Origin of the sequence: Pseudomonas paeninsulae, assembly GCF_035621475.1 — a bacterium.
Lineage (GTDB): Bacteria > Pseudomonadota > Gammaproteobacteria > Pseudomonadales > Pseudomonadaceae > Aquipseudomonas > Aquipseudomonas paeninsulae.
This window is the reverse complement of the sequence record NZ_CP141799.1, coordinates 4,769,784-4,781,906: the sequence shown is the minus strand read 5'-3', so window position 1 is coordinate 4,781,906 and position 12,123 is coordinate 4,769,784. Positions and strand designations below refer to the sequence as shown.

Here is a 12,123-nt window from a genome sequence, read left to right as displayed (position 1 = left end):
AAGTATGAATATGGGGATGTCAGCGATAGTGAATGCCCGGTTGCGCCGTGCTGATCCGGGTGCCGGCCTTACCTTGGACGATGGCTTGGATATCCGCCAATGCTCCGATCACCGCGACTTTGCCGGTATTACGGGCGAACTCGCAGGCGGCCTGGACTTTCGGCCCCATGGAACCGGCGGCAAAGTCGAGTTGCTCCAGGGCGTCCGGGTGGGCGGCGCTGATGGTTTTTTGCGTCGCCTGGCCCCAGTCGACATATACCGCGCTGACATCGGTGGCGATCACCAGTAGGTCGCTCTGCAGCTGTTCGGCCAGCAGCGCCGAGCAGAGGTCCTTGTCGATCACCGCTTCCACGCCCTTGAGTTTGCCGTCTGCGCCGTACAGCGTCGGGATACCGCCACCGCCGGCGCAGATGACGATGCTGCCTTTCTCCAGCAGCCACTTGATCGGGCGGATTTCGAAGATCCGTATCGGCCGCGGGCTGGCGACCACGCGGCGAAACTGCTCGCCATCGGCGGCGATACTCCAGCCTTTTTCGGCGGCCAGGCGCTCGGCCTCGACCTTGCTGTAGACCGGGCCAATCGGTTTGCTCGGGTGTTGAAAGGCCGGGTCGGCCGGGTCGACTTCCACCTGGGTCAGCAGGGTGGCGAAGGGCACCTCGACGGGCAGCAGGTTGCCCAGCTCCTGCTCAATCATGTAGCCGATCATGCCTTCGGTTTCGGCGCCCAGCACATCCAGCGGGTAAGGGCTGAGCTCGGTGTAAGCGGCGGCCTGCAAGGACAGCAGGCCTACTTGGGGGCCATTGCCGTGCGCCACTACCAGCTCGTTGCCGGGGGCTATTTTGGCGATCTGTTCGGCGGCGATACGGATATTGATCCGTTGATTGTCCGCGGTCATGGGTTGACCACGGCGAAGGAGGGCGTTACCGCCCAGTGCCACGACGATACGCATAGTGCATGTCCCTCTCAAAGGTGATGGCTCTTGCCTGTAGCCGCTGGCTGGCCAGCGACTTGCCCCGTGCGCTGTGGCAATTACACCCGCGCACGGGACTCCTTCGCGGTCTATCGGCAGCCCCAGGGGCGGGGTGATCCGTCAGATATCAGCCAACGCCGATACCAGAATCGCCTTGATCGTGTGCATGCGATTTTCCGCCTGCTCGAAGGCGATGTTGGCCGGCGACTCGAACACCTCTTCGGTGACCTCCACGCCGTTTGCCAGGTGCGGGTAACGTTCGGCCAACTCCTTACCCACTTCGGTCTCGCTGTTATGAAAGGCCGGCAGGCAATGCATGAATTTCACCCGGGGATTGCCCGAGGCTTTCATCATCTGCGCATTCACCTGGTAGGGCAGCAATTGGGCGATGCGCTGGTCCCATACCGCGGCGGGTTCGCCCATGGAGACCCAGACATCGGTGTGGATGAAATCGACGCCCTGGACTGCTTCCTCGGGGTCTTCGGTGAGGTTCAGGCGCGCGCCACTCTCGGCGGCGAAGGCCTGACATTGGGCGATAAACTCGGGCGTCGGCCAGAGATCCTTGGGCGCACCGATGCGTACGTCCATGCCCAACTTGGCGCCGATCATCAGCAGCGAGTTGCCCATGTTGTAGCGGGCATCGCCGAGGTAGGCGTAGCTGATCTCATGCAGCGGTTTGTCGCTGTGCTCGCGCATGGTCAGCACGTCGGCAATCATCTGGGTCGGGTGGAATTCCGCCGTCAGGCCATTGAACACCGGCACGCCGGCGTACTTGGCCAGCTCATCGACTATCTCCTGGCCGAAACCGCGGTATTCGATGGCGTCGAACATGCGTCCCAGCACGCGGGCGGTGTCCTTCATGCTCTCCTTGTGGCCGATCTGCGAGGAGCTCGGCTCTATATAGGTGACATGGGCGCCCTGGTCATGGGCCGCGACCTCGAAGGCGCAGCGGGTACGGGTCGAGCTCTTCTCGAAGATCAACGCGATGTTCTTGCCCTTGAGGTGCTGCTGCTCGGTGCCGGTGTAGGTGGCGCGCTTCAGGTCGCGGGACAGATCCAACAGATACTGCAGTTCGCGGGCGCTGTGATGCATCAAGCTCAGCAGGCTACGGTTGTGCAGGTTGAACGCCATGACGAATTTCCTCTTGAGAAATTAACGGTTTTAACCCCGGCGCTGGATCAGCGTCGGGATTGTCGCGGCTCGGGTAAGGGCCGCTGCGGGTTACTCAGTAATCGATCGGGTCGCGAATAATCGGGCAGGTCATGCAATGGCCGCCGCCGCGGCCGCGACCCAGTTCGCTGGCGTCGATGGTGATGACTTCCACCCCGGCCTTGCGCAGCAAGGTGTTGGTGTAGGTGTTGCGGTCGTAGCCGATCACCACGCCGGGCTCGATGGCGACTACATTGTTGCCGTCGTCCCATTGCTCGCGTTCGGCCTCGTAGCTGTCGCCGCCGGTTTGCACCACGCGGAGCTTCTTCAGGTTGAGCGATTCGGCCACCACCTCGAGGAACGGTTTTGCTTCACGGCGGATATCCATACCGCCGGGGCGGCTTTCATCCGGGCGAATGCTGAAGGCGACGATCTGTTCGACCACCGATGGGAAGATGGTCACCAGGTCACGGTCGCAGAAGCTGAACACGGTATCCAGGTGCATGGCCGCCCGCGACTTTGGCAGGCCGGCGACTATCACCCGTTGCACCGCGCCGGCCTTGAACAGCGATTGCGCCAACTGACCGATGGCCTGGTGCGAGGTGCGCTCGCCCATGCCGAGCAAGACTACGCCGTTGCCGATCGGCATCACGTCGCCGCCCTCGAGGGTGGCAGCACCGTGGTCGAGATCCGGGTCGCCATACCAGAACTGGAAATCGGCATTGAGAAAGTCCGGGTGAAACTTGTAAATCGCCGTCATCAGCAGGGTTTCCTGGCGCCGCGCTGACCAGTACATCGGGCTCAACACCACGCCGCCGTATATCCAGCAACTGTTGTCCCGGGTGAACTGGGTGTTCGGTAGCGGCGGCAGGATAAAGCTGGAGGCGCCGAGAAACTCGCTGAACATCTTGGCCAGTTCGCTGCCACCGCCGGTGAGCAGGTCGACGCCGGCAACGCCACCGATCAGGTACTCGGCCAGCTTGCGCGGCGCCTGGCCTTCCAGCCAGCTGCGCAGTTCGTCGTGCAGGCCGAGGCCCACCTGGTTAACCGAGGTCTTGCGGTCGAGAATCCACTTCAGGGCGTCGGGGTTTTGCACCACCTCGGTGAGCAGGTTGTGCATCTCGATCACTTCGATATTGCGTTCACGCATCTTGGTGACGAAGTCGAAGTGGTCGCGCTTGGCCTGATTGACCCAGATCACGTCGTCGAACAGCAGCTCGTCGCAGTTGCTCGGGGTCAGGCGTTGATGGGCCAGGCCGGGGGAGCAGACCAGCACCTTGCGCAATTTGCCGGCTTCGGAATGCACTCCAAGTTTTCCATTACTCATGTCATAAATCCTTCTGTTAGAGGCTGAGGAAGCCGGCATAGAGGCCATAGGCGGCAATGCCTGCACCGATCAATACGGCCAGGAAGATCAGCTGCTCCACGCGGGTGAAAACAGCTTGGCCCTGTTCACGCTTGGCTTTGGCGAAGAACAGCGCGCCCGGCGCATAGAGCAGCGCCGACAGCAGGACGTACTGCACACCGCCGGCATACACCAGCCACACCGCGTAGATCACCGCGATCAGGCCGATCAGCAGATCCTTGCGGCGCGTACCGGGCTGGCCCGCGTAGGTCTCACCGCGTACCGCCAGCAGCACCGCATAGGCGGCGGACCAGAAATACGGCAGCAGGATCATCGACGTGGCCAAGTACAGCAGCTTGAGGTAGGTGGCGTCGTTGAACAGGGTGATGATCAGAAACAGCTGAATCAGGCCGTTGGACAGCCACAGCGCGTTGACCGGCGCGTGCTGGGCGTTTTCCTTTTTCAGGAAGTTGGGCATGGTGTGATCGCCTGCGCCGACGAACAGGATCTCCGCACACAGCAGGGTCCAGGACAGCAGGGCGCCGAGCAGCGAGACGATCAGGCCGATGCCAATCAGCGCCGCGCCCCAGGGGCCGACCACCTGTTGCAGCACGCCAGCCATGGAGGGGTTCTTCAATCCGGCCAGTTCGGCCTGGCTGAGGATGCCCATGGACAACACGTTGACCATCACCAACAGCAGCAAGACACCGACGAAACCGATCACCGTGGCCTTGCCGATATCCGCGCGGTTCTCGGCGCGGGCCGAATAAACGCTGGCCCCTTCGATGCCGATAAACACCCAGACGGTGACCAGCATCATGTTGCGCACCTGGTCCATCACGCTGCCCAGCTCCAGGTTGCCGCGTCCCCAGAAATCGGCGGTGAACACCTCGAGCTTGAAGGCAATGGCGGTGATGACGACAAACAGCAGCAACGGCACGATCTTGGCAACAGTGGTCACCAGGTTGATGAACGCCGCCTCGTGGATGCCGCGCAGCACCAGAAAATGCACGGCCCAGAGCAGCAGCGAGGCGCCGATGATGGCGGGCAAGGTATTGCCTTCACCAAAGACCGGGAAGAAGTAGCCGAGGGTGCTGAACAGCAGGACGAAGTAGCTGACGTTGCCGATCCAGGCGCTGATCCAGTAGCCCCAGGCCGAGGAGAAGCCCATGTAGTCGCCAAAGCCGGCCTTGGCGTAGGCGTAGACCCCGGCATCCAACTCCGGTTTGCGCACGGCCAGGCTCTGGAACACGAAGGCCAGGGTCAGCATGCCCACGGCGGTGATGGCCCAGCCGATCAGGATGGCCCCAGCGCTGGCGCTGGTCGCCATGTTTTGCGGCAGCGAAAAGATTCCCCCGCCGATCATCGAACCGACCACCAGTGCTATCAGTGCGGCCAGACGGAGTTTTGTGGAAGCCTGGGGCATGGTGACTCTCCTTGAGGGTATGGCAATCGCCATTTACCCATGTCGGGTCTCAGGCGGTGCTGACTTGGGTCAAGGATAGGAATGATTGTCAGGTGCTGGCCGGAGTTGTCTGGACGCTGTCCCGGAGCGGTGTTGAATCCGATCGCCGTCTGTGGCGGCTTCAACAGCAAATATTGTCTGTGGTTAGACGATTTTCGCGGATAAATCCGCTGCTACGAAAAGACTACCCGCGCGCAGCCTGTGACCGGAATCGCGCCCAAAAAAAGCCCGGCACTGAGGCCGGGCAGAAGGTACACGGAGTACTTCAATAGAGCGCGGTCAGTTCATTCCCAGCCAGTTTGGCAGGGCCATGGACACGGCCGGCACATAGGTGATGATCATCAGGAAGCCCAGCAGCAGCATCAACCACGGCCAGGCGGCCTTGATCACCGCGGTCAGCGGCATGCCGGTCACCGCCGAGGTGACGAACAGGTTGAGGCCCACCGGCGGGGTGATCAGGCCGATCTCCATGTTCACCACCATGATGATGCCCAGGTGGATCGGGTCGATGCCCAGCTGCACGGCGATAGGGAACAGGATTGGCGCGAGGATCAGGATGATCGCCGAGGGTTCCATGAAGGCACCGGCCACCAGCAACACGATGTTCACCACCAGCAGGAATTGCCAAGGCTGCAGGCCCATCTCGATCACAATCGCGGTGATGGTCTGGGGGATCTGCTCGGTGGTCAGTACGTGGGCGAAGAGCATGGCGTTGGCGATGATGAACATCAGCATGATGGTCAGCTTGCCGGACTCCAGGAGCACCTTGGGGCACTCGCTCACCGTCATGTCCTTGTACACGAATAGGGCGACGAAACCGGCGTAGACCGCCGCCACCGCAGCCGCTTCGGTCGGGGTGAACATGCCGGAATAGATACCGCCGAGGATGATCACCATCAGCAGCAGGCCCCAGATCGCCTTGCGTGCGGTGGTCAGCAGTTGGCGCAGGCTGGCGCGCGGCAGAGAGGGCAGGTCCATCTTGCGCGCGACAATGTAGATTGCCACCATCAATGCCACACCCAGCATCAGGCCCGGGATCACACCGGCCATGAACAGCTTGCCGACCGATTGCTCGGTCGCGGCGGCATACACCACCATGACGATCGACGGCGGAATCAGGATGCCCAGGGTGCCGGCGTTGCAGACGATGCCGGCGCCGAATGCCTGCGGGTAACCGGAGCGGACCATGCCGGCGATGGCAATCGAGCCGACGGCGGCCACGGTGGCTGGCGAGGAGCCGGACAAGGCGGCAAACAGCATGCAGGCCATCACCGCGGAGATGGCCAGGCCGCCACGGATATGGCCGACGCAGGCGTTGGCGAAATCGATCAGGCGCTGGGCCACGCCGCCAGTGGTCATGAAGGCGCCGGACAGCAGGAAGAACGGAATCGCCAGCAGGGTGTAGTGCTCGCTGGTCTCGAACAACTTGATCGCCAGCGAACGCACCGAATCAGGGCTGAACAGCATGATGGTCACCGAGCCAGCCAGGCCGAGGGACGCGGCAACCGGCACGCCAATGAACATCAGCACGAACAGCAGAATGAAGAGGAACAGAATGGTCATTGCTTGGGTTCCTCGTGCTCGGTCAACTTCATGGCTTCGGCGGCTTCATCGGCCAGGCCGAGACCGGTCTGCTGGTGGCGCAGAATACGCACGAAGATTTCCAGGAATCGAATAAACACCATGGCGTAGCCGAACGGCACGATCAGGGTGATATGCCATTGCTTGATGCCGTAGTGACCGAGGTCCTCGGCGCCAATGTTGGCGGTAAACAACGTGTGCATCCAGTCGAAGCTGGCTACCGCGATCAGCCCCGCATAGCCCAGGCAGCACAGGCAGGCGATCAGACCGATAATCCGTTGCACTGGCTTGCTGGCCAGTTTGACCAGCGCGTCGACGCCGATATGCCCGGCAGTGCGCACGCCATAGGCCAGGCCGAAGAAGATCAACCAGGCGAACAGTGCCTTGGTCAGAGAGATGCTCCAGGTCATGTCCTGGGCCAGCCCGAGAATGAAGTCGCCGATGGCGAAGAGCTGGTCGCTGGCGCCTTCCCAGCGATCGCCCCAGTTGTAGAACAGGGTGTAGAGGTTGTTGAGGATCACGTAGACGAATGTCACAAGCGTCATGAGCGCCAGGAGAAAGGCGATAAAGCCTTCCTCGAAGTGATCATACGCGCGTCGCAAGGCGTTCATCGATAGCATCTCCAGTGGAGAGAAGGGGGGCCAGGACTGCATCTACGGCAGTACCTGGCGCAATAGCCCGACAGCGGGACGAGCAGCCGCCGCTGCCGGTGGGTTACGCCACTTTGTGGCTAAACCCACCCTTCTACTGGTTGGCGGCGTCGGCGGCCTTGATCAGGTCGGCACCGATCTCGCCTTCGAACTTGGCCCACACCGGCTTCATGGCGTCGCGCCACATGCCGCGTTGCTCCGGGGTCAGGTTGATGATTTCGCTGGTCTTGGCATCGAGGATGCGTTGCTTGTCACCTTCGTTCAGCGCGCCTGCTTGCTTGTTCACTTCGGCCGTCACCTCCACGATGATCTTGTCCAGCTCAGTGCGGACGTCTGCCGGCAGGCCGTTCCAGAACTTGGTGTTGGTGATCAGCATGTAGTCGAGGACACCGTGGTTGGACTCGGTGATGTACTTCTGCACTTCATGCATCTTCTGGCTGTAGATGTTCGAGTAGGGGTTCTCGGCACCGTTGACCACGCCAGTCTGCAGGCCTTGGTAGACCTCGGCGAAGCTCATCTTGCGCGGGTTGGCGCGCACGGCCTTGAATTGCTCTTCGAGTACGGCGGACGCCTGTACGCGGAACTTCAGGCCACGGGCATCTTTGGGCTCACGCAGCGCCTTGTTGGCCGACAGCTGCTTGAGGCCGTTGTGCCAGTAACCCAGGCCGGTGATGTTCTTGTCTTCCATGGATTTCAGCAGTGCCTGACCTTCCGGGCTTTGCTGGAAGCGGTCGACGGCGGCCATGTCCTGGAACAGGAACGGCAGGTCGAATACCTGGATCTGCTTGGTGTATTGCTCGAACTTGGCCAGGGACGGGGCGATCAGTTGCACGTCACCGAGCAACAGCGCTTCCATTTCCTTGCCATCGCCGAACAGCGAGGAGTTCGGGTAGACCTCGACCTTGACCTTGTCGCCCAGGCGCTCTTCGGCGAGCTTCTTGAACAGCGCGGCACCCTGGCCTTTCGGCGTGTGCTCGGCGACCACGTGGGAGAATTTGATCACAATCGGATCGGCCGCTTGGGCCATACCGGCGATGCTCAGCGACAGGGCGCAAGCCAGCGCCTTGGCAGTCAGTTTGAACATGAAATGCTTCCTCTTGTTTTTGTGCTTCGGTATGCGCCGTAGCGCTGTAGAGCGGGCGAACAAGAATAAGTCTAGGCGGCCTGCCGGAAAACGACGGACGCTGGGCAGCGATTGCCTGGACTTGTGCTTGTTGGATCGCCTGCAGGTACTAGAGCAACCGCCATGCCAGACTGTTGATCGGCGCGCCATACAGTCGCGGATAATCCTTGGCAGAAGGCGCTGGCACCTTGCGGGAACTGGCTTGTGCGGGGAGCAGAGAGGTTCCCGCCAGCGGTTCGGCACGCCGCTGCTGCAGATTATGGCGCGCTGGGGTGGGCGGAGATGGCGGGAATCCGCCAGTCAGTCGAAGTCATCTGGCGAGCTTCCGCCAGTGTCGCTGACGCTCAGGCCATGCTTGCGTAATTTGTCGTGCAGGGTCTTGCGCGGCACACCGAGGGCTTCGGCCAGGCTGCGCAGCGAACCATGGGCACGACTCAGCTCGGCGGCGATCATGGCGCGCTCGAAGGCCTCCACCTGCTCGCTGAGGTTACCGCTGGGCGGCACGCCGTTCTGCGGGTTGTCCAGGTTCAGCTCCAGGCCGAGATCCAGACCCAGGTCGAGACCGAGGGCGAAGCGCTCGGCGGCATTCTGCAGTTCGCGCACATTGCCCGGCCAGGGGTGACGCAGGAGCATGGCGCGTTGCCCCGGTTGCAGTTCGCGCACGGCCAGGCCGTGGCGGGTGCTGGCGCCATCGGCGAAGTGTTGGAACAGCAGCAGGGCATCTTCGCCACGTTCGCGCAGGGGCGGGATGCGCAACGGCGCGACGTTCAGGCGGTAATACAGGTCGGCGCGGAAACGGCCCTGGTCGGCGGCCTGGCGCAGGTCTTCCTTGGTCGCGGCGATCACGCGGATATCCAGGGGGATCAACTGGTTGCCGCCCAGGCGTTCGACCACCCGTTCCTGCAGCAGGCGCAGCAGCTTGACCTGGACTTCCAGGCTCATGCTCTCGATTTCATCGAGGAACAGGGTGCCGCCGTTGGCGAACTCGAACTTGCCGATACGGCGTTTTTGCGCACCGGTAAAGGCGCCGGGTTCGTGGCCGAACAGTTCGCTTTCCACCACCGACTCGGCCAGGGCGCCGGCGTTGATCGCCACGAAGGGGCCGTCGCGGCGATTGGACAGGTCGTGCAGGGCGCGAGCGACGACTTCCTTGCCGGCACCCGTCTCACCGAGGATCAATACATCGGCGCTGATGTTGGCCAGGGCACCGATCTGCTCGCGCAGGCGCGCCATGGCCGGCGACTGGCCGACCAGGCGCGCGCTCAACTGCTGGCGGTCGGCCAGGGCCAGGCGCAGGCAGCGGTTATCCAGCACCAGGCGGCGCAGGGCGAGGGCGCGGCGTACGCTATCGAGCAGGTCTGCGCTGGCGAAGGGTTTCTCGAGAAAGTCATAGGCGCCGGCGCGCATCGCCTGCACCGCCAGCGGTACATCGCCATGGCCGGTGATCAACAGCACCGGCAGGTCCGGGTCCTGCTCGTGCAACTGTTCGAGCAGTTGCATGCCATCGATGCCCGGCATGCGAATATCGCTGACCACCACACCGGCCCAGTCGCGCGCGATGCGCGCAGCGACGCCGCGGGCGTCGGCCAGGCTGACGACTTGCAGCCCAGCCAGGTCGAGGGTCTGACTCAAGGCCTGGCGCAGGTGCGGGTCGTCGTCGATCAACAGCACTTGAGTGCGTGGGTCGAGGGTGGTCATAGGTAATAGTCCTCGGGCGACTGGGTTCTAACGCCGTGTTCGGCGGCGCGCAGGCGCAGGGTCAGCAGGGCGCCGCCGTCGGGGTGATTGGCCAGCAGTAGTTCACCGCCGAGGGCGCGTATCAGGGTATCGCAAATCGCCAGGCCCAGGCCCAGGCCCTGGGCGCTGGTCTTGGTGGTGAAGAAGGGTTCGCGGGCGCGTTGCAGGGCTTCGGCGCTGAAGCCCGGGCCGTTATCGCGCAGGTGCAGGTCGATGCCAGTGGCATGGCGTTCGGTGCTGAGCCAGATGCGCCGTGGTGGCGCTTTTTCGCCCAGGGCGTCGAGGGCGTTGGCCAGCAGGTTCCCGAGCACCTGGCGCAGGCGGGTTTCGCCAGCCTGGACCCACAGGGTGGCCTCCGGCAAATCGCGGATCAGTTCGACCTGCATGGCCCGACGGCGCTTGGCCAGCAGCGCCAGGGCGTCGTCGAGGGCTGGCTGCAGGGCCACGCTTTCCGGGGCGTGGCGGTCACGGCGGGCGAAGGCGCGCAGGTGGGAAATGATCGAGGCCATGCGCTCGGTCATCTGGCTGATCAGCTTGAGGTTGGCGCGCGCGTCTTCGCTGCGCTGGTGGTCGAGCAGCACGCCGGCGTTGTCGGCATAGCTGCGAATCGCCGCCAGCGGCTGATTGAGCTCATGGCTGATGCTCGCGCTCATGGTGCCCAGGGCCGACAGCTTGCCGGCCTGCACCAGTTCATCCTGGGCGCGCACCAGTTCCTGTTGGGCGTGTTCGCGCTCCAGCACTTCCTGTTTCAGGCGGCTGTTGAGCAGCTCCAGATCCTGGGTGCGTTCCTGCACGCGCTGCTCAAGCTCCTGGCGGGCACGGGCATCCAGAGCGATGCGTTCGAGGTAATGCCGGCGGCGTTGCATCAGCAGACCAAGTAGCAGGATAAGTACCAGCAACGCCGCGCCACCGATGGCGACAGCGCTACGCACAGGACGATCGAGCAGCAGGCGCGGCGCCAGAATGCTCACGGTCCAGCCGATCTCGTCGAGATCGCGGCCCTGACGTAGCCAGGCCCCTGGGTCGAGCCTCAGGGGCGGCGGCGACTGGATGCGGTAAGGCTGGGTGGCGGTAATCGCGGCGCGTTCGGCGTTGTCCAGCTCGCGGGTGGCATGGAAGCGCCAGTCGGCCTGCGAGGTGAGGATCACCACGCCGTAGTTGTCGGTGACCAGCAACTGCTCTGGGCGATTGCCCCACAGGGTTTCGGTGTGATCGAGGTCGACCTTGACCACCAGCACGCCAAGAATCTGCGAGCCCTCGCGTACCGCCGCGGCGAAGAAGTAGCCACGCTTGCCAGACGTGGTGCCGAGGCCGAAGAAGCGACCGGGACGGCCTTGCATGGCGTCGCGAAAATAGGGGCGGTAGGAGAAGTTGCGCTCGACGAAGCTGTCCTCTTGATCCCAGTTGGAGGCCGCCAGGGTCTGGCCGTCGGGAGCCATCAGGTAGATCACGTCGGCCCCGGTCTGTTGCTGCAGGCCGGCCAGCAAATGGTTGGTCTGGTCGCGCAATTGCCCGTCGGCGCTGTGCTGCAACAGCTGGCGCAGGGCCGGCAGTTGCCCGAGGATCGGCGGCAGCACCTCATAGCGGTTCAGAGTGCCGAGCAGGTTGGCGACATACAGGTCAAGGGTCTGACGGTTCTGCTCGTTCAGCACGCCGCTGTAATAACGCTCGGCCAGTTGTTGCAGCGGCCAGAGTAGCGGGGTCAGGAGCAAGGCAAGCAACACCAGGCTGCGCCAGCGGAGACGTTTGGGAGTGCGGATGGTTGCAGTCATGGAGTCAGGTGCCCGGGTGTCGCAGGAATTATGCATCTTCGAGCATTAGCAAGGGCTGTGCCAGTGGCTCGTGGGTAGGAGGAATTCAGCCCACTATGGTGCCCTGCCAACCCACCATGATCCGGCACCCCGGTGAGGCTTCTGCTGGCGCTGGCTCGTCAGCCTGTCGAAGCACAGGTGTAGGCCTGGATAAACCGCGGGACGCGGTGCGATCCGGGGGGATCTCCCGGATTGCGCTGGCGCTTGTTCAGGCCAGTGTCGCGCCACAGATCATTGGTCGTGGAGTCCCTGCGTCGTTAGCCATCGGCTTGTAGGAGCCGGCCATGCCGGC

At 63.0% G+C, this 12,123-nt stretch carries 9 protein-coding genes; all 9 read right to left on the bottom strand.

Going from position 1 to position 12,123, the window contains the following annotated elements; genetic code table 11:
* Nucleotides 1-19: 19 nt before the first annotated feature.
* The 9 genes from arcC to VCJ09_RS21990 all read right to left on the bottom strand — a co-directional run bounded on the left by arcC (nt 20) and on the right by VCJ09_RS21990 (nt 11,792).
* On the bottom strand, nt 20-949 hold the full coding sequence (arcC, locus tag VCJ09_RS22030; protein ID WP_079203605.1) for a carbamate kinase: 930 nt from the start codon (nt 947-949) through the stop codon (nt 20-22).
* Nucleotides 950-1,090: 141 nt separating this feature from the next.
* Nucleotides 1,091-2,101, bottom strand: a complete 1,011-nt coding sequence (locus VCJ09_RS22025) for an ornithine carbamoyltransferase (RefSeq protein ID WP_324732147.1) — start codon at nt 2,099-2,101, stop codon at nt 1,091-1,093.
* 94 nt (nt 2,102-2,195) lie between these two features.
* A complete protein-coding gene (gene arcA / locus VCJ09_RS22020; RefSeq protein ID WP_324732146.1) occupies nt 2,196-3,446 on the bottom strand; it encodes an arginine deiminase in 1,251 nt (416 codons plus the stop codon).
* 16 nt (nt 3,447-3,462) lie between these two features.
* Nucleotides 3,463-4,890 (bottom strand): arginine-ornithine antiporter, encoded by a 1,428-nt coding sequence (gene arcD / locus VCJ09_RS22015; RefSeq protein ID WP_324732145.1) that lies wholly within the window; start codon nt 4,888-4,890, stop codon nt 3,463-3,465.
* A 318-nt stretch (nt 4,891-5,208) separates the two neighbouring features.
* Nucleotides 5,209-6,492 (bottom strand): C4-dicarboxylate TRAP transporter large permease protein DctM, encoded by a 1,284-nt coding sequence (dctM, locus tag VCJ09_RS22010; RefSeq protein WP_324732144.1) that lies wholly within the window; start codon nt 6,490-6,492, stop codon nt 5,209-5,211.
* Nucleotides 6,489-7,121 (bottom strand): TRAP transporter small permease, encoded by a 633-nt coding sequence (locus tag VCJ09_RS22005; protein WP_324732143.1) that lies wholly within the window; start codon nt 7,119-7,121, stop codon nt 6,489-6,491. The genes dctM and VCJ09_RS22005 overlap by 4 nt, the downstream gene beginning before the upstream one ends.
* A gap of 133 nt (nt 7,122-7,254) precedes the next feature.
* The gene (dctP, locus tag VCJ09_RS22000) at nt 7,255-8,244 is read right to left on the bottom strand and encodes a C4-dicarboxylate TRAP substrate-binding protein DctP (protein WP_324732142.1); all 990 of its coding nucleotides are present in this window, start codon (nt 8,242-8,244) and stop codon (nt 7,255-7,257) included.
* A gap of 339 nt (nt 8,245-8,583) precedes the next feature.
* Nucleotides 8,584-9,981: a sigma-54-dependent transcriptional regulator gene (locus VCJ09_RS21995; protein WP_324732141.1), complete on the bottom strand. Its 1,398-nt coding sequence runs from the start codon at nt 9,979-9,981 to the stop codon at nt 8,584-8,586.
* Nucleotides 9,978-11,792, bottom strand: a complete 1,815-nt coding sequence (locus VCJ09_RS21990) for a sensor histidine kinase (protein WP_324732140.1) — start codon at nt 11,790-11,792, stop codon at nt 9,978-9,980. Before VCJ09_RS21990 ends, VCJ09_RS21995 begins: the two co-directional genes overlap by 4 nt.
* Nucleotides 11,793-12,123 lie beyond the last annotated feature (331 nt).